At 38.5% G+C, this 19,648-nt stretch carries 15 protein-coding genes; 7 read left to right on the top strand and 8 right to left on the bottom strand.

Annotation, left to right across the window (positions count from 1 at the left end; genetic code table 11):
• Positions 1 to 245: 245 nt before the first annotated feature.
• Positions 246 to 1,403 (top strand): cupin domain-containing protein, encoded by a 1,158-nt coding sequence (locus PALI_RS06080; protein WP_193155252.1) that lies wholly within the window; start codon positions 246 to 248, stop codon positions 1,401 to 1,403.
• A 21-nt stretch (positions 1,404 to 1,424) separates the two neighbouring features.
• Entirely contained in the window at positions 1,425 to 1,883 is a 459-nt protein-coding gene (locus PALI_RS06075; protein ID WP_193155251.1) for a GNAT family N-acetyltransferase, read from the top strand.
• 84 nt (positions 1,884 to 1,967) lie between these two features.
• On the opposite strand, the gene PALI_RS06070 is transcribed toward PALI_RS06075, so the two are convergent.
• From PALI_RS06070 to PALI_RS06060, 3 genes are all read right to left on the bottom strand, one after another.
• Positions 1,968 to 2,420: a DUF4826 family protein gene (locus PALI_RS06070; protein ID WP_193155250.1), complete on the bottom strand. Its 453-nt coding sequence runs from the start codon at positions 2,418 to 2,420 to the stop codon at positions 1,968 to 1,970.
• Between the two features lie 117 nt (positions 2,421 to 2,537).
• Entirely contained in the window at positions 2,538 to 3,860 is a 1,323-nt protein-coding gene (locus tag PALI_RS06065) for a M28 family metallopeptidase (protein WP_404935932.1), read from the bottom strand.
• Between the two features lie 661 nt (positions 3,861 to 4,521).
• Positions 4,522 to 5,559, bottom strand: a complete 1,038-nt coding sequence (locus tag PALI_RS06060; protein ID WP_193154364.1) for an IS110 family RNA-guided transposase — start codon at positions 5,557 to 5,559, stop codon at positions 4,522 to 4,524.
• 414 nt (positions 5,560 to 5,973) lie between these two features.
• Here PALI_RS06060 and PALI_RS06055 point away from each other — a divergent pair, with 414 nt between their 5' ends.
• Complete coding sequence (locus PALI_RS06055; RefSeq protein WP_193155248.1) at positions 5,974 to 6,777, top strand: spermidine synthase; 804 nt, start codon at positions 5,974 to 5,976, stop codon at positions 6,775 to 6,777.
• Positions 6,778 to 6,780: 3 nt separating this feature from the next.
• On the opposite strand, the gene PALI_RS06050 is transcribed toward PALI_RS06055, so the two are convergent.
• Positions 6,781 to 7,185 carry a GFA family protein gene (locus PALI_RS06050; RefSeq protein WP_193155247.1) on the bottom strand — a complete coding sequence of 135 codons (405 nt, stop codon included), beginning with the start codon at positions 7,183 to 7,185 and terminating at the stop codon, positions 6,781 to 6,783.
• Positions 7,186 to 7,473: 288 nt separating this feature from the next.
• Between PALI_RS06050 and PALI_RS06045 the strand changes: the two genes are divergently transcribed.
• The 3 genes from PALI_RS06045 to PALI_RS06035 all read left to right on the top strand — a co-directional run bounded on the left by PALI_RS06045 (position 7,474) and on the right by PALI_RS06035 (position 11,557).
• Positions 7,474 to 9,321, top strand: coding sequence for an ABC transporter ATP-binding protein (locus PALI_RS06045; RefSeq protein WP_193155246.1), 1,848 nt, complete (start codon positions 7,474 to 7,476; stop codon positions 9,319 to 9,321).
• A 411-nt stretch (positions 9,322 to 9,732) separates the two neighbouring features.
• A complete protein-coding gene (locus tag PALI_RS06040) occupies positions 9,733 to 10,245 on the top strand; it encodes an outer membrane beta-barrel protein (RefSeq protein WP_182702744.1) in 513 nt (170 codons plus the stop codon).
• Positions 10,246 to 10,279: 34 nt separating this feature from the next.
• Positions 10,280 to 11,557 carry an Ig-like domain-containing protein gene (locus PALI_RS06035; RefSeq protein WP_193155245.1) on the top strand — a complete coding sequence of 426 codons (1,278 nt, stop codon included), beginning with the start codon at positions 10,280 to 10,282 and terminating at the stop codon, positions 11,555 to 11,557.
• Between the two features lie 180 nt (positions 11,558 to 11,737).
• Here the strand turns inward: PALI_RS06035 and PALI_RS06030 are convergent, their stop codons facing one another.
• Complete coding sequence (locus PALI_RS06030) at positions 11,738 to 12,157, bottom strand: MAPEG family protein (protein ID WP_193155244.1); 420 nt, start codon at positions 12,155 to 12,157, stop codon at positions 11,738 to 11,740.
• A gap of 698 nt (positions 12,158 to 12,855) precedes the next feature.
• Here PALI_RS06030 and PALI_RS06025 point away from each other — a divergent pair.
• Positions 12,856 to 14,022 (top strand): DUF3103 family protein, encoded by a 1,167-nt coding sequence (locus PALI_RS06025; RefSeq protein WP_193155243.1) that lies wholly within the window; start codon positions 12,856 to 12,858, stop codon positions 14,020 to 14,022.
• A gap of 526 nt (positions 14,023 to 14,548) precedes the next feature.
• On the opposite strand, the gene PALI_RS06020 is transcribed toward PALI_RS06025, so the two are convergent.
• From PALI_RS06020 to PALI_RS06010, 3 genes are read right to left on the bottom strand one after another with little or no spacing between them, the layout of a single operon-like run.
• Positions 14,549 to 15,670: an ABC transporter permease gene (locus tag PALI_RS06020; RefSeq protein ID WP_193155242.1), complete on the bottom strand. Its 1,122-nt coding sequence runs from the start codon at positions 15,668 to 15,670 to the stop codon at positions 14,549 to 14,551.
• A gap of 2 nt (positions 15,671 to 15,672) precedes the next feature.
• Complete coding sequence (gene rbbA / locus PALI_RS06015) at positions 15,673 to 18,462, bottom strand: ribosome-associated ATPase/putative transporter RbbA (RefSeq protein ID WP_193155241.1); 2,790 nt, start codon at positions 18,460 to 18,462, stop codon at positions 15,673 to 15,675.
• Positions 18,462 to 19,466: an HlyD family secretion protein gene (locus PALI_RS06010; protein WP_077539009.1), complete on the bottom strand. Its 1,005-nt coding sequence runs from the start codon at positions 19,464 to 19,466 to the stop codon at positions 18,462 to 18,464. The genes rbbA and PALI_RS06010 overlap by 1 nt, the downstream gene beginning before the upstream one ends.
• Between the last annotated feature and the right edge of the window lie 182 nt (positions 19,467 to 19,648).

Genomic DNA, 19,648 nt, shown 5'->3' with positions numbered 1-19,648 from the left:
ACAAATACTTAACTTTTGTGAACATTTATTGATCTAGATCTAGATTTTAAATTCTCTCCAGTAATATTTAATCAAAAGCATAATACCGTTGGATAATTTTTGTGATTAAATGATTGAACTATGGTAACTCTGGTTTTAAGCTGAATAGCTTTGTTTTATTTGATATATTAGTGCGAATATAGCGTGACTAAGTTAAATTTAACTTTCTCTTATTTAAACGTACCACTTTTTTTTGAGTAAAAAGTATGTATCAATTAGTAATTAACAACTTATCTGAACAAGAATTTCTGAATGATTTTTGGCAAAAAAAACCACTTTTAATCAAACAAGGGTTTAGTCATTTTCAAGACCCGCTTGATGCTAATGAACTTGCCGGTTTAGCTATGGAAGAAAGTATAGAATCACGTATTATCACAAATAATAAAAATGACTGGCAAACGCATCAAGGTCCATTTGAAGACTTTGAACAACTAACAGACACACATTCAACTTTACTTGTACAAGCGGTTGATCACTGGCATCCAGATGCTGCACAACTGCTCGAACCATTTAGGTTTATTCCTAATTGGCGCATCGATGATTTAATGATCAGCTATTCAACACCTAGCGGTGGCGTTGGTCCGCATTTAGATCAGTACGATGTCTTTATTATTCAAGGTGAAGGTAAGCGCCATTGGCGCGTAGGTTTACCCGATCCTACACTTAAGCAGTTCGCTCAAAACAAAAAGCTACTGCAAGTAGAAGCTTTTGAAGCGGTCATTGACTGCATTTTAGAGCCTGGCGACATTTTATATATTCCACCAGGCTGCCCTCACGAAGGTTACGCAGTAGAAAATGCCTTAAATTATTCAGTTGGTTTTAGAGCGCCTAATCAACAAGATTTACTTTCAAGTTTTGCCGATCATATTATTGATACCGAAAGCGGCCAAAAACGCTATACCGATCACAATCTAGCACTGAGGAAGTCAAAAGGTGAACTTACAAACCTTGAGGTTGATAAAGTTAAAACGCTCATGGCTTCACTGCTAGAAAACGATAAGTTATTTAAACAATGGTTGGGCTCAACACTTAGCCAACCTAAACATGAAATGGATTTAGCGCCGATAGAACCACCATTTACATCAGAGCAAATAAGCGATGATTTAAGTGATGAAGAAGCTGTGTTTGAGCGCTTAGGTGGCACGCGTGCTATTTATCAACTATTAGATGATGAATTACTACTAAGTGTCAATGGTGAAAATTACGCCATGCCATTAACTGACTTAGCAGCGGTAGAACTACTTACCGATAACACTGAGTTTAAAAGTTCAGCATTAAATTTAACAAACCCAAGCCTAGTTTTTATGCAAACATTTACTATACTGGTTAATGAAGGAGTTTTGTTTAATATCGAACAGGGTTAATTGCTCTAATAGGAGTTTGCTATGGGCTATCAAGTTAACGAAGTAGATTGGAACATACATAAGAATTTGTTACAGCATATAAGGGAACGCGTTTTTGTGTACGAGTTACATATCCCCAAAAAAGTAGAATTCGATAGCCTAGACCAAATTGCTCAACATGTACTTGTGACCGACGAATATGACAGAGGTATAGCAACTGGAAGGTTATGTAGCGATGGTCTTATTAGCCGTATAGCTGTACTTCCTGAGCACCGTAACCGAGATGTATACCAGTCGCTTCTAAATTTTATTGTTAAAATTGCTGAACACCAAAATATACATACTATTTGTATTAATTGCATTTTAAACGAGGTACCACTTTTTAACCAAAATGGTTTTATAAAGCAAGGTAATGTATTTATGGAAGCAGGTATACCGAGGCTGAGAATGCAATGCGATGTATCAAATTTTGTAACAAAACCATTTACGCTCGTTCATTAAAAGGCAATTTAATTGCCTTTTAATGAACTACTCAGGGGCGCAAGGATAGAAAGTTGGTGTTTAAAATTTATTTATTATCTAACTTTACGATGACTTTTGCTCATTAGCCCAAAGCTGCTCTTTTTCATATATCTCATATAAACCATGTGCACGGTTTATCAGTAGATTAGCAAAATCAATTTGCGTTTTATCGCGTGTGCCGACACTCATTATTTGATCTGCTTTTAATTGCCATTGCATTGAAAAATAACGCATAGCATCTCGCGCATTATTTGCAACACTCACTTCAGCATGATCTGTTGGTAAACGCCCTGTAACTACCCAATATGCTTTACCGTTTTGTGCTTTAAACTTCCACAATGCGCACAAAGGGGCTAAGAAGCGACTATCTTTATCAACTACAGATTTCGGCATAATGCCTTTTTCTGCTAAATGCTTTTGCGCGCTTTGAAAACATTCACGTTGCCAAACCACACGTTGTTGATCTGTAAAAGCTTGCTCTTCATTTGTTAACTGTTTTTTTTCTTGTTGTTGCATTTTTAATAACCTTAACTTCTTTTTTTATACTCTAAGGGCTTAGCATTTAAGGTGCAAGCATAAAAAACGCAATTTGCACCACTGACCCTACTGTTTGCTGTATTTTCAACCAAGCTACTATTTTATATTGTGATCAAACGATCCTACATCACCGGGAAACACCACTGGCGACTCAATCCCTTGTTTATTTACAGACGCAACTCCAAAGTAATAATTATCAATCACTACGTTTTTAAGTGTGTACTTTGAAACCTTGCCAACATATTTACTAAACTGCCATTGCGGCTCGCTGGTATAACGCCAATAAATTTTATAACCGGCAATATTTTCATCACTGGTTTCTTGCCAAGAAAATGACGTATTCGCTGTCACGGCTCCCTTTATTTCAACCTCTTTTGGCGGTGCAGGTGCCCATGCCATTGAGGCCATAGCAACAGCATTGAGTGATGTTAACTTTGCGGTGTAATCAAAATCAACGCCTTCAATTGTATCGCCATACTCAATACCATCTTCAGTTCGCAAATCTTGATGCTGACGGTCGTAGTGTTCGTTAGTTTCCATAATACGCACCGCCGCAAACCCTGCATCGTTAAATGGACGATGATGCCCACCACGGCCAAATCTATCTAATCGATAAACGAGTATCGTGTTTAAATTTGGGATGTATTTATCAGCAATAGTATCTATGTAGCGCGCTAGATTACGACTCGCAGAATCAACTTCCCCCCCCGTAAAACGGCGAGTGTTAGCTTGCTTTTTAGTTTCTACAACACGTGTTCCTTCAGAGAATATACGGGCCGTCGTGTTATCGGTTACGCCATTAATACCGGTAATATTACCAATCATATCGTTGTTTAAAACGCCATGAACTTGCCAGTTATGCTTTTGTGCATAAGCCGTTAATATTTTACCGCCAAACAAACCTTGCTCTTCGCCCGAAAGTGCTGCGTAAACTACCGAACCATTAAATTTGTACTTACTTAAAACACGAGCCGCTTCTATAACGCCCGCTACACCAGAAGCGTTATCGTTAGCACCAGGCGAGTCACTGGTAAAATCCATAACGTTACTAACACGTGAATCTATGTCTCCCGACATCATCACCATACGGTTTGGCTCGCTAATACCGCGTTGAATAGCGACTATGTTTACAACTTCAACAGGATTCGGAATGCGTTTTTCACCCGAAATAGTATCTTTTACTTCAATAACTTCAAGACAACCGCCACATTGTGCTGATATTTTTTCAAATTCTTTTTTTATCCAACGTCTAGCCGCACCAATACCTCGAGTATCAGATTTAGTATCTGAAAGTGTATGACGAGTACCAAAATTCACCAGTGTTTGAATATCATGACCAATGCGACTAGCAGATACGTTGTTTGCTATATCATGAAGCTTTTGTTGATCCTCAAATTTAAGCTCTGACGCATTTACCATCAGACTAAAAGAACATACAACAGCTAACGTGCTGTGCTGCAAAATTTTACTCGTAATTTTAATACCTGTGCTAAGCATAAATATGACTCCGAATTATTTGAGCATACACCATCACTCAAGCACGTTTGTACTTCAATACATTTGAGATAAATGTGAACATAGCTACGCTAAGGTGCAGGATTGAGAGTGTCTTAATGTATTTAGTACACTAAAAAACGATAAAGTGATGCTGATGTAGTTACTGAGGATATGATCAAGGTATAACCTGAACTTAGGATAATAAATCTATCTCGAGCAGCCATTTTCAGCGCTAACTGCGTTGAATTTACTTGCAATAGACCCGCTATTGACGCGTAAATTCGCCTTGTTTTCACTGAAAATCTCTGACTAGAGAAAATAAATTTAAATATCACCATGATTCAATACGTTAGTAAATCTCTTAACTAGGGCCTTATATGGACTCTCCGTCAATGTCAAAAAGAAAAAGTTAAAATAAATTTAGATGCTAGCTTATATACGGGCTCAAATTGAGGGGCTACCTCTGGCCTCTTATGTATTCGCACCTTCATGACTTTTCTGTTGAGCAGTTTATGAAACTTCAGGCCCTAACAGTCTATTGAAGGTTGGTCTTACCTATTTTAAGCGCTCTTATTGACAAATTTTAAGCCGCAAGTAATTGTGGCTGGTATTCTTTATCATGCTTTTGCATTGCAAAAGCCGTTCTTATCGTTTTATTCGCTAAAGCAATGGCTGCTACTTTCTTTCCTCGACGCGCGGTTAATGCTTTCAACCATACATCTTTTTCACTGCGACTTTCTCTTTTTTCTAGTTGGGAAACAACCGCTAATGCACCTTTAAACAAAGCACTTCGCAGCTTCTTATTTCCTATCACTTTAGATATCGCGCCTATTTTTTCTTTACCCCCACTGCTATGTTGTACTGGTGTTAGACCAAAACATGCGGCGGCTTCTCGACCACTTTTGAAATGTGTTGCATTACCTAGCGCTATTTTTATCAAAATTGCACAGACTGGACCGACTCCCTCTAAGGCTTGTAAGCGGTTACATGTTTTATCTTCTTTAATTATTTCATGCAATTGTTTTTCAATCAGCTTTGCTTCTTCAATTGTCTCCTTAAAGCGTTTAAAAAGGAGGTGAATTGAAAAACGAAATGAGGCTGTTAAACTATTTTCTGCCTCTTCTAGTATCTCAGGTATAGCGTGAATTAACGGGGTATCGCCTTGAGCTATTGGATACCCTAACTCCAAAAGTAAGCCTCTGAGTTGATTACTTAAACTTACTTTTTGTTTGACCAATAAATCACGCATACATTCAATGCCTTGCAGGCATTGCTCATGGGCTGAAAGTAAACGACTTCCTTTAATATGAGGCAGGCGAGCCGCAACAGAAATAGCCAGCGCATCATTCGCATCTGTCTTTTGCCCTTGACGGAATGCTTTTACCTGTCGTGCATTAATCGCTTTTACTTGATGACCAGCCTGTTTCGCAAAGCGTGCCCAATAATGTGTTCCGCCACACGATCCCATAGCAACTAAAGATTGCTTCTCTTTAATTAACAATTCTTTAAGTTTAGCTCTCGTGATTGCTTTGTTATAAATAACATGTCCATTCTTATCTGTTTTACAAACCTGAAATAAATTTTTTGCTAAATCAATTGTGATTACATTACAATCAAACATGTATGGGCTCCTTGGTAAAAGTTTTATCGCTTATTACGTTACTCCTGAGGGAAGTGGGAGTCCATACATCTGTTGACCTTTCAGGATTAAAATGTGTTCAATCTAGGGGCGATTTAATCGCGGCGTGAGGTTTGTAACCTAGTGGGCTAAATCAAAACCGAGCAACAAAGAGTTAATCGCCCCTAGGCAGAACCCAAGGACAGCGCATGTTTGGCATTTATGCTGCGTTATCGCCTATTTATGGGGAATACCACATGACATAGGCTCTGCCTTGCCTAAATACCAAACAGTCTGCTGCAAATTCAACCTCGAAAGATAAACAGGCCGTAGAGCTCAGGTTAGGTAAAAATTAAGTGAAAACCTCACCCTATTCATGGCACACTACTGAGCGAGTTTAATCTACTACATACTGTTATGCGCCAATTAAAAATCGATACCACATCAAGTAATCTAACCTATCATGTCGAAAATGAATTTGGTTCAACTTGCGTTTATCAAAATAATGAACATCTATGGCTCACGCTTAACAACAACCCACAGTCTGACGTAATTATTCAAGGTGTAATGAATAAAGTGAGCCCTGAAAAAGTATGTGTGGCTATATATCAAAGCATGCTGTTATTTTTATTAATACCGATTAATAACCTGCGTATTCTAAATTTAGGGCTAGGCACAGCTGGGTTAGAACGTACACTCAAACATATTGAGTCTAATACTCCTTACTTAAGCCCCATTAATCTGTTTGAAAGTGTAGAAATAAACCCAGCAATAGTGAGCATTGCAAAGCAGTTTTTTCAATTACCCAACGATCACACTGTTCATTTACAATGTGCTGAGCAGTTTATAAGTCTATGCAATCAAAAATACGACATTATCTATATTGATATTTTTAGTGGAGAGTACCACCAAACGTTTATTCAAAGTCATTCATTTTGGCAATCAATTAATCGCTGTATAGATGAAAATGGCCAAGCAGTGATTAATTTAAACCCTCAAACAGGCCAAGATTTAAAAAATATTTTAGTTTTACTGCGTCAGTATTTTGAGTGCATCGCACTCATCGAATTTAATGAATACAGCAATATTGTACTAATACTTAGCCACAAGTCGTTGAAGTATATTAGTATTGAAGCCATACACGCATCAAAAGTAATGCAAGTCATTGCTCCAAAACTACATAACGCAATAAATACTATATATCATATAGAAATAGAGTAACGACTAGCGACCAGGTTCAAATGTATCGTAACAAGGTAAGCTCGTTTCTAGTTGCTCCCAATTTGCCTTAGAAGTTACAAAATTATGAGATAAAGGCTTTTCAGTAATCGCTGAATCTATTAGACCCAAACGAATTCTATATCGACTTTTGTCATCTGCATTAGCACTATAAATTGGTGAACCGCAACATTTACAAAAATAACGCGTACGCCCTGCTTTAAAAGAATATTCGCTTAGTAAATTACTGCCTGTTGAAATTGTAAATTCGTTGGCATTTATAAAGCCGTTAGTCGCAAAAGCAGTACCGCTGTTTTTTCTGCAAAGTGAACAGTGACAATGGATAATACTCGTAATAGGGCCCGTTAGCTCTACTGTAATTTCACCACATAAACATGAACCTGTGTACATATCACCTCCTTATAATTAAGCCAATTTTGAATAATGAGTCTATCTCAGCAGCTATTTTCAATGCTAACTGCCTTAATGTCTATTTCTGGGAAGTAAACACTCGCTAATATTCGCCTATTTTAGATCTGCTATCAAATTTAATATCTTTTCGATACTCAAATAAGGATGATGGTAATATCTGTATTATTTGGCTGCACGCTTATCTTAATATTAAGCCTTTACAAGGCTGCATTTTAAAATACTTAAATGCTATGATACTCACCATTATTTGCCATTTAAGTTTTTAAAATGTATCGATTATTTGAAAAAATGACCAAAGCATTTCCTGAGCACCAACCTACTCAGCCGCCTTCTACTTTATTTGCTTTTTGTCGTCACTACACCAAAGGAATGGAACTATCGCTGGTGCTGATGTCAATAAGCGCCGCCATGCTCGCTATCCTAGAGGTGTCTTTATTTAGCTACATGGGGCAACTAGTTGATTGGTTAACGGCCTACACACCCGAGACTTTGTTTGTCGAACAAAAGTCAGAACTTGTTAAAATGGCTGTAATGCTATTAGTTGTGCTGCCTGTCGTTGTATTTTTTCATTCCGCTATTTTGCACCAAGCCTTGTTAGGTAATTACCCTATGTCGATACGCTGGTTAGCGCATCGTTATTTACTGCGTCAAAGCGTGAGTTTTTATCAAAATGAATTTGCTGGACGAATAGCCACTAAAGTACTGCAAACCTCTTTAGCCGTTCGCGAAACAGTGACTAAACTACTAGATGTACTAATGTACATCGTGGTTTATTTTGGCTCGATGGTATTTTTAGTTGCCGAAGCTGATTGGCGCTTAATGATCCCTTTACTGGTTTGGTTGGCTTTATACATTTGCGTGCAGCTATATTTTGTTCCGCGCCTTAAAAAAATTGCTAGCTCACAAGCCGATGCTCGTTCAGAAATGACGGGGCGTATTGTTGATAGCTACACCAATATTTCTACGATCAAATTGTTTTCGTATACCCAGCGAGAAGAGCAATACGCAAAACAAAGCATGGATGTGTTTTTGCAGCCTGTGTACAAACAAATGCGCTTGGTAACTAGCTTGAACTTCGTTATTCAAACCCTAAATTACCTATTAGTATTCTCAGTTGCTGCTGTATCACTTTATTTATGGTCGCTTAGCGCAATTAGCGCGGGGGCAATTGCGGTTGCAGTAAGTCTAGCGCTTCGATTAAACGGCATGGCGCAATGGATCATGTGGGAAATAAGCAGTCTGTTTGAAAACATTGGCACCGTAGCCGATGGTATGAAAACACTCTCAAACCCTATCGAAGTGGCCGACAAACCAAACGCCAATACACTGAACGTAAGCCAAGGGGCAATTGAGTTTAATAACGTACACTTTAATTACGGTAAAGCCGCAAACGAGACTACTCGCAGCCCCGTTATGAACGGGCTAAATTTAACGATTAAACCCGGCGAAAAAATTGGATTGGTGGGTCGCTCTGGCGCAGGTAAATCAACGCTTGTTAACTTATTATTGCGTTTTTATGATACCGACTCTGGCAGCATAAAAATTGATGGTCAAAATATCACAGACGTAAGCCAAGAAAGTCTTCGCCGTTATATCGCCATGGTCACGCAAGACACTTCCCTGCTGCACCGTTCAGTAAAAGATAACATTTTGTATGGACGTCCCGATGCAACGCAAGCTGAGATGATAAACGCTACCAAGCAAGCTAAAGCACTCGAGTTTATAAACGACTTGGTTGATAGTAAAGATAATAAAGGGTTTGATGCACAAGTAGGCGAACGCGGTGTCACCCTATCGGGCGGCCAACGTCAACGTATTGCTATTGCCCGCGTATTACTTAAAAACGCACCTATACTCATACTTGATGAAGCCACCAGCGCACTCGACTCAGAAGTAGAAGCAGCAATTCAAGCAAGCCTTGATGACTTAATGACAGGTAAAACAGTAATCGCTATAGCACACAGGTTATCAACCATTGCACAAATGGATAGATTAATTGTACTTGATGACGGCGGCGTAGTTGAGCAAGGTACTCATGAAGAGCTCATTGCTAAAGGTGGCATTTACGCAGCCCTTTGGACGCACCAAACAGGCGGGTTTATAGGTATAGATTAATTATACCAATTTTATTAAAAACATGATCATTCTAGCGTATTAAATAACTCACTCACTACGTTAAAATTATTTATATAGAACAACTATGTATCATAATTTTAGCCTTGTTATTGCGCTATTTTCTTATCGCTATAATAGATCACTAATTTAATGCAATTGGTATTAATCTGTGAGTTACTGAATTTAACTGTAACAAAACAAGCGAAGGTGCCTTTTAAGGTCTTCGCTTTTTTTGTTGTTAATATTTTAAAAACGAAACAAAAATAGCTCCTAATTATTCATTTATCAAAGTGTTAATAAAGTGGTTAATTGTACCTTTTTAAACATAAAACACGGACATTTTCTTGATTAATTTTAGTCGATTATATACCATCCCTGCCTTATAATAATTTATGGATAGTGAGCCTCTTTATGGAAAAAATACTTCCTCTACTTTTCCTTTGCGCGTCTTCACAGTGTTTTGCTGACACCGTTTATATCGGTGTAGATTACGTTTTACCTGAAATCACGATTGCCAGCGAAGATGCAAAACCCAAAGCAACCGCACTACGTTTAGGTGTTAGTAACAACAACATGGCTTTTGAAGCCCAATATTTAGCTGCTAATGACACTGATAATATTTATAGTATTGAGTTTGATATAGAGAAAAGCGCCGCGCTATTTTTTGTTATGCAATCAGATGTTGTAAATGGTTTTGGCTTAGATGTTTCTTTGGGGTATGCAATAACAGATATTGTAACTGCGGGTCCTGAAATGACAATTAGTGACAACTTTCAATATAAAGGTTTTGCGTGGGGACTGGCGGTACATCAAGATATTCCTTACATAGACAACACCCAAATCAGATTGGGTTATCAATCTTTATACAACAAAGATGATATTAAAATTACAGCTATCTCTCTTGGTTTTACATACCAATTTTAGTCATTAATTTATTATACAAAGGTATTTTTCCAAAATGACAAAAATAAACACTTTCCCGAAATTATCCGTTGTTGCAATTTTATTAACAAGCATTATTGGTTGTGGCTCAGATGACAAATCCGACGACCTTGTCAAAGCTGTTACCCTCGAAAAGCTTCGCAGTGAAGGAACTATTATAGAATCAGTCACTATTGAAAATGCTCAAACACGCTTAAGAGTGGGCGATAAACATCAACTTAGCGCAACAGGTATTGATAGCAAAGGTAAAAAAAGAGATGTCACTAAAGAATTAACTTGGAGCTCAAGCGATAGCGACATTGCAACCGTGAGTGATAGTGGTTTAGTGACTGCAATAGCGAACTCTTCAGCTGATCAAGGTCTAGTTAAAATTACAGGCACTACTATTAATGATATTTCTGGTAATGGAGAGATATCGATAAGCAATGCAGCAGTTGCTAGCATTAAATTAAAGCAAGCATCCTCACAAACCGGTAATATAAACACCTGTATTGATGCAAAAATTAATGGTGATGTTAGCTACACGGATGGATATATTTCATTAAATACTATTAAAGATATGAGTTTTTCCGTTGATAATAGTACTACTGCAACCATTGACTCAGATGGAACTTTATTTACCTCAGCACCTAGTATTGAAAAAACGCAGATCACCGCAAGTATAGGCACAGTTACAGCTCAATTAAACGTCACTTCAGATCCAAAAAATCTAGAAAGCATAAATCTTTTAGTTGATGATGTTGCGACAGATACGATCACATTAAATGTGGGCGATCGCATGCAACTTAAAGCACAAGCTAATCTCAGTAATACAGATTCAACGTTTAATATAGATAATAGTATTTCTTGGTCACAGCTAAATACAGACGACTATGTAGGAATAACAACAGATAAGAATAACAAAGGTGTTATTTTTGCTTTAAAGCCAGGTTCAACCAAGCTTATTGGTCAATGTGGTGGGAAGCAAAAAATAGCAACGTTAGAAGTTAAGGGAGATGCAACTCTTAACACAATCCAAATTAATGATGGCGAAAGCACACTAACATTAGAGCCATTAAAAACAATCGACCTCGTATTAACAGCAAATTATACCACTACACCAGCAAGCCTAAATGTTACCGAATTTGCTGATTGGAACCTTAATGGTAGTAGTATAGTGGAAGGTAAGTTAATTAATGCCGGAACAAAAGAGGCTTTATATAGGCTAACGAGTAAATCAAGTACTAATAATACTGCTGTTATTTCAGTAACCTACGATGGAATAATTAGTAATGCAACTATTAACATAGAGTGAAGAAGTTTAAACATTATTATTTCTCAATCCGATGGTAAATATCTTAACCCGATTTAGGTCAAAATAGTAAACTAGCTAAAACCGTTTAAAATAAAAAAGCGAAGATGCTACATAGCTTCTTCGCTTTTTTAACGTTATAACGTTATAACAAATATAATTTATAGGCTCTATTTGTATAACCTAGGCAACTAATCTTAATCCTATCATTACTAACATAACCACATTTGCAATCACACCAATTAAAAAGAAGTAACTACGCGGGCTTGGGTTTTTCTCTGTTGCAATTGTGTAGTACAACACCATGTGAATTATACGCGCTATTAAATACACCCAAACACACATTGCAAAAAGTGGGCTTTGATAATTAATCACAAATGCAAATAATACGGTGCCTATAAATAGCGCACTGTTTTCGAGCGTATTATGAAATGTGCGGTGCGCTCTAAATATAAAGCTGTCGTGCGATAGATCGCCCTTTATTTTACCAGGGACAGCATGAGGCTCTTTAGCTTTACTAAATGTAGCCACCGCCCATTGCACCACGAGCATAATTAAGTAAAGGTAAAATGCCAAATAGGCAGAAAGCGTAACTTCAGTCATTTTCAAATTCCTTGTTTTATTATATTACTAGGGCCAGTTAACCTTTGTGGATTAAATTTGTTCTACCTAGGGGCGATTCAATCGCGGCACGAGGTTTGTAACCTAGCGGGCTCGGTAACTGCTCCTGCGTTACTCTAATGGCTTACATCCCTATAAGAATAACTAAAAACCGAGCAAAGCTTCCGCGTCCTGCTCACGCCCCTTGCCTACATACATGTAGGCAACAAAGAGTTAATCGCCCCTAGGACGAACCAAAGGGCAGCGCATTTGGCATTTATGCTGCGTTATCGCCTATTTATGGGGAATACCACACAACATAGACTCTGCCTTGCCTAAAAACCAAACGCATGCTGCAAATTCAACCTCAAAAGATAAACAGGCATTAATGTTTAGCACATTTGATACCAAAAATAACTATATGATATTAAAGTAAATAAATTATTACATTATAAAAAATATGTAATACATACTCTGTTTTTATAAAGTTTACTCAGTGTTTTAAGCTTTAAGACTACGAGTAATTCAATACATTGCAAGTGCTAGCTACATGTTTTAGATTACTTTTTATCAACCCTTTTTAACTAGTTAGAGATAAAAAACCAATACCAATACTAATTACGTATTTTAAAATATTTACTTGAGTATTTATTCTAATCGGTGTTTTATATAGGTACTGATAACTGAACGGTAGAATACATATGACAAATAGAATAACAAAATACCTAGCTGCTTTGGCTTTATTAAATGTTGTATCAGCACCCGCTTTTTCAGCGCAAGCTAATATAAATGAAATTGAAGACTTGTCTAAGTTAGCAAAATATAAAGACGTGACAACAATTAAGCGTAATTTTGCCAAAGATGTAGCACTTAACTACAACTTACTAAATTCGGATCTTAAACAAACGCTAAATCAATATAACCTTATCCTAAATGCCGACCAACTTTCGTCTTTGGGGATGCAAAAGCAGCAGAATATTGGTGAAGCAAACAGTGCCTTACAACAACTAAAAGGCTTACCACAGAGCACGGGCAGTTTATTACAAGTTCGTTTAGCAAGTGATACTATGCTCGCTGATTGGCAACAAGGCCAAAGTCCTTTATTCGCGTTTGCACCACAAGGTGACGATAAACTGTGGACTGAAATTGAAGCGTTTGACCAATTTGGTCAGATTCATTATCTCGCTGTTGATGAACTACCAAACCAGCCTGTATTTGTGGTGGAATTAGATCAGCAAAAAGTACAAAGTGCAGGTATTGCTGTTATGCGCAGTATTCTATCTCCTGGGAAGTTAAATGATGGCGCATTTGGGCAAATAAACCTATTAAATAACGAAAAGCCAATGCAAACCAGTGTATTGAAAAAAATACATTTAGCCGATGATAAAGAACCATGGATCTCAGGCAAAGCTGAGGTGTATGCCATTGTTACAGGTATCGATCCATCTAGAGATAAGCCGATATTAGATATAGTGGATTTACCTTATCTTGATCATGACGAAACGACATACAACCCTAATCAAGTTGTAATTCATTGGCAACGTTACCGTTGGCAAGCAGTCGATATGCTTTTAATGGAGCAAGATGACAACACTAATTATAAAACGCTAGCATCAAAATTATTAGAAATCACAGAGCAAGTTATGTCCAACATTCCTGACTTGCAAGCACAGGGTTTTGCCATCATCCCTAAACTGACAAATGAGCTATTAAAAGCAATGCCAGACGAGTGGTTTACCAATAATGATGACTATGTTGACGTTTTTTATACTCTTTTTGAGAACAAAGACTATCAAGAATATAAAGGGGCAAGTAGCAATGCAACCATCACATTGTCACCTTTAGTAATTAATCCTAGACAGAACTAACCTGAATTTTGGATATTAAATTTATCTTAAGCCGCTATTTTCAGCGCTAACTAAAAAAGCCACTAATTGTATAAGTTAGTGGCTTTTTTATGACTCACACATTCATTTATCCGATACACCGCCCACATCGCTAAACATTAATTTATACCAATCTGCTTATATATGGGGCCTATTTAACGTTAAGAAAATTACGCTAGAACTAGGCGAAAATTTTTGTATCTAGTTGTTCTAAATAAAAAATTTTTAACGACGCTATAGTGCAATTTAATTCGTTAAATTGATCAAAGATTTATGCAGTTTGGTATTAATACCAATTGCATTAAATTAACCTAAACTCTGGTTAAGAGATTTACTAATGCATTGAATCATGGTGATATTTAAATTTATTTTCTCTAGCCAGAGATTTTCAGTGGAAACAAGGCGAATTTACGCGTCAATAGCGGGTCTATTGCAAGTAAATTCAACGCAGTTGGCGAGTTATTTAATACGCTAGAATGATTATGTTTTAATAAAATTGGTATAATCACTAACCTTGCGCTACTGAGTTACGAAAACGTGTTAATGCAAATATAAAAAATACACTGCCAATTGCAAGTAAAGCTAAAAAGTAAGACCAAACTACATCCCACCCCGCCCCTCTGTATAAAATGGCTTGAGCAAATTTTACAAAATGAGTCGTCGGTGCAAGTAGCATAATGTTTTGTACTATATCTGGCATGCTTTCACGGGGCGTAACACCGCCCGATAACATTTGTAATGGCAGTAAAATCAATATCATCAATAAGCCTAATTGCGGCATGGTACGCACCTGCGTTCCCAATAATATACCCAATGACGTGGTCGCAAATAAGTGAATGGCGGCGCCCAATAAAAACAACGCTGCTGAGCCATGAATAGGCACTTGTAAAAAACCTTCAATTACGATGAAGAGTGAAAAAGTGGTTAGTAATAAAATAACTAAACCATTGGCCCAAATTTTAGCTATGACAATTTCAAAAGGCGTTAATGGCATCACTAATAAATGCTCAAGCGTACCGTGCTCACGCTCGCGGATCACCGCAGCACCCGTTAAAATAATCGAAATCATGGTGATCACGTTCATTAATTCCATCACACTGCCAAACCATACACTGGTCATATTGGGATTAAACATTATGTGCGCCGATTGTTTAATAGGTAGCGTGTATACCGCGCGATAGCCTTGCACAAATTCATTAATTTCAGCACTGATAATTGTTTTAATATAATTATCGCCAATAAACGCTTGCGACATACGGGTGGCGTCTATATTTACTTGCAGTGTAGGCTGTTTACCATCGAGTACATCGCGCTCAAAGTGCGGCGGGATATTTAATACAAAGGTATAGCTGCCGCTATCAAGCGAAGGGTCAACTTCACTTAATGCAATCACATCAGGCGTTTTAAAGTAAGGCCCGTAAAAGGCATTAATAATACGTTTAGATAATTGCGATTGGTCGTCATCAACAACCGCAATAGGCGCATTATTTAACTCTATTGACGTTGCCGAAGACACCACATAAATCAATCCCGTAAAAGCAAAAAATACAAACAACAGCAACACTTTATCGCGCCATAAGCTACGCAGCTCTTTGATGCCTAAATGAAGAATATTACTATGGCGTTGCATGACTATTTATCCTGCTTTGGAAGTAAAAATACACTGGCTAACGTCAGTACGGGTATAAAAGCAAGTAAAGGCAAAAGTTGCGCTGATAAATCGGAAAAATTAAGTGCTTTATTAAATACACCACGACATGCTTCTAAAAAATACGTGGTTGGGAACAGTTTGCCTATTATTGCGGCCAAACCTTCTAACGATGAAACGGGGTCAATCAACCCACAAAAGTTAACCGCAATCATCAATACAACTACTGTGGATGCGGCTAACGCCGATATTTGCGTTTTAGTGAAAGCCGAAATTAATAACCCTACGCCCGTCGTTGCTGTTACATATAATAATGCAGCCACACTGAGCGCCCAAAAACTGCCTTTTAACGCAACACCAAACACAGTCACAGCAAGGGCAATTAAACCAAAAAAACTCACCATACTAACTAAAATATAAGGCAGTTGTTTGCCAATAATAAACTCAAGCCGCGTAACCGGAGTAACATACAAATTAGTGATTGAACCTAACTCTTTTTCACGTACCACACCCAGCGCCATTAATATTGCAGGTATAAACACTAACAAAAGCGGGATAACAGCAGGCACCATTGCCTCAATGCTTTTAAAATCTTGATTGTAGCGATAGCGTGATTCAATATTAGCCGGAAGCAAATTAGGCACAACTCCATACGTACGCAGTGATAGATCAGTTAAATAGTTGTAGTAAGTACCGCTCATATAACCATTAATAGTTTCAGCCCTAAACGGCATAGAGCCATCAATCCACACTACAATTTCGGGTTTACGCCCACGCTTTAATTGCTGACCAAAATTGGGCGGTATTTCAATCGCCACACTTAGCTCACCACTGCGCATCCGCTTATCCATCTGTGAAGGGCTTTTAATATCGGTTTTTTGTATAAAGTAGCGCGATCCGGTAATGTTTCGAACGTAATCGCGACTCTCCGGGGTTTGATCTTGATCCATCACTGCAAAGCTCAAATCTTCAACATCAAAGGTGATCCCATACCCTAAAATAAACATTAAAATAATTGAGCCTAACAACGCAAAGGTTAAACGAATAGGATCGCGCCATAACTCCAAAGTTTCACGATAGGCATAGCCAAATAAGCGTAAAAAGCTAAAAGCGGTATTCGCTTTTTGTTTACCAATTGGCGCAGTTTTAGGTTCACTTTCAGGTAACAGCTCTGGCTCTTCAGCCATCGTTGTTGGCAAAGCAGAGCTCGCTTGAGACTCAAGCACCGCCTCTTCTAAATAAGCAATAAAGGCATCTTCGAGCGTATCTGCACTGCGCGCTTTACAAAGTGCAGCGGGTGTATCACTGGCAAGTATTTTTCCTGCATGCATCAACGAAATTCTATCGCAGCGTGCAGCTTCGTCCATAAAGTGGGTCGAAATAAAAATAGTTACTCCCTGCTCCCGCGATAACTCTATAAGTAGTTCCCAAAAATCGTCACGCGCTATGGGGTCTACGCCCGAGGTAGGTTCATCAAGTATTAGCATTTCAGGATTGTGCACTACCGCAACCGCAAGCGATAAACGCTGGCGAATTCCTAAAGGTAAATCGGCAGGAAAATCATCACGATATTTTTTAAGGTTAAAGCGTATAATTAATTCATTAACGCGCGGTGCTATTTGCTCTGCTGGCAAATGAAATAAACGGGCATGCAACACCATATTTTGCTCAACACTCAGCTCATTATAGAGTGAAAATGCTTGTGACATAAAACCAACGCGCTTGCGGGTTTCTATATTTTTAGCATCAACAACTTGACCAAATAACTTCGCTTCGCCACTGGTGGCCGGTTGCAGGCCTGTTAGCATTTTCATGGTTGTGGTTTTACCACAACCATTTGACCCCAAAAAGCCAAAAATTTCGCCTTGTTCGATTCGTAAATTTATATTATTAACCGCCGTAAAATCGCCATAGGTTTTAGTAAGGCCTGTTGCTTGGATGGCAGCTTCAGCTGTTTCTAGATTTTGCTGATGAGGAGGAACAACAAGTACATGATGATCATGACGCTTTTCTGCAGGTAATAATGATATAAACGCTTCATCAAGGGATTTTTGCCCCGTTTGTATCTTTATAGCCTCTGGACTACCCGTGCCTATAACTTTTCCATCATCCATGGCTATCAGCCAATCAAAATCATCAGCCTCTTCCATGTAAGCGGTCGCAACAAGTACACTCATACCACTGTGCTGAGCGCGAATACGGTTAATTAATTGCCAAAATTGACGGCGAGACAGCGGATCAACTCCCGTTGTTGGCTCATCCAAAATCAATAGTTCTGGATCATGAATTAACGCACAGCATAAACCGAGTTTTTGTTTCATTCCGCCTGAGAGTTTTTCTGCAGGGCGAGCGGCAAATTCGGTGAGTCCGGTGCTTTTTAGTAAGTTTTTAATTCGATGCTGACGCTCTTTTTTATCTTGACCAAAAAGGCGACCAAAAAAATCAATATTTTCAAAAACAGAGAGTGTTGGGTATAAGTTTTTGCCTAAACCTTGTGGCATGTAGGCTATACGTGGTGAAACCGAAGTTCGAAAGCCATTATCACGCATGTCACCGTCCAGCACCCCCACATCACCTTCTTGAATCGCGCGAGCGCCAGCAATAAGTGCAAGTAAGCTCGATTTACCCACCCCATCGGGGCCGATAAAGCCCACCATATTACCTGCTGGTAATTCAATATTAATGTTATCCAGTGCTAAGTTATCGCCATAGCGATGCGTAACCTGTGTCAGCTTTACCACACTCAACGATTTTTTGGTTTTAGCATTAGCCATTATTCAGGTACTCTCACCTGTAATTGCATAGGCCAATTTTTTTCCGGTGCTAATAAAACATAAGCAAGGCCGGGCACCCCTGTTTTAACTTGTTTGATATGGTCGTTTAATAATTTTGCATCAAGTTTCACTTTTACTCTAAACATCAGTTTGTCACGTTCGTTACGTGTTTCTACCGATTTAGGTGTGAACTGGGCTTGCGCTGATACAAAAGTAACCTTAGCGGGTAGCGTATATTGTGCAATAGCATCTATTACAATGCGTGCCTCCGAGCCTATTGTTACTCTGCCTGCTTGCGCTGTTGGCAAATAAATACTCATGTATACATCGGTTAAATCAAGCAGCGAAAAAACCTTGCCACCGCTGCCAAGCACTTCACCTGGCTCTGCTAATCTATATAATATTCGGCCACTAATAGGCGCTTTAAGGGTGCTATCGGCAATATTACTTTGTAATCGCTCAATACGCGCTTGCGCTGCTTCAATTTCGGCGCTCGACTGCACCACTTTTACATTCGCCGCTTTTAAAGCCGCTTGCGCTGTTGCAGCGCTTGTTCGTTGTTGATCAACCACTTCTTTTGAGATGTGACCTTGCTTTAGCAGTGTGACTGAGCGATGTAATTCAGTTTCTGCAAAGTTAAGTTCGCTTTTGTGCTGCTCTACAATTGCCAAAGCGTACTTACGCGACTCAGTAGCAACACGTAACCCCGCATTAGCTTCACGTAATTGCGCATTTAAATCATCAGTGTCAATAACGGCCAAAGTTTGACCGGCTTCAACCATGTCACCTTCTTGTGCTAATACCTCAATCAAGCGACCCGGCAATTTTGTTGCAATATCATATTCGGTCGCTTCAATGCGGCCATTCCCGTAGGCTACGCTCTCTGGCAATTGTTCAGATAGCAGTGCAGATTGCTGAGTTTGCCAAGCATACCAACCACCCCCACCCAATATGATCATAACAGCGATTGTACTGAGTGATTTGAGTGTCGATTTAACTGTCATGCGGTAAAACTCCATGTATATAAAAGTAGGTAAATGTAGCCAGTATTGCCCTATTCCATAAGATTAAGCTGATACTGCACTATCTTTGGAGTTAACTATCACTGTCTGGGTTAATTGTAATTTAGGGGTGACTCGACTTTGTTGTTTCACGATAGTAGATCATTTTAATGAATTTTAAATGT

The organism is Pseudoalteromonas aliena SW19 (assembly GCF_014905615.1).
GTDB lineage: Bacteria > Pseudomonadota > Gammaproteobacteria > Enterobacterales > Alteromonadaceae > Pseudoalteromonas > Pseudoalteromonas aliena.
The sequence above is the reverse complement of the archived record's forward strand: the minus strand, read 5'-3'. Positions and strand labels throughout refer to the sequence as shown.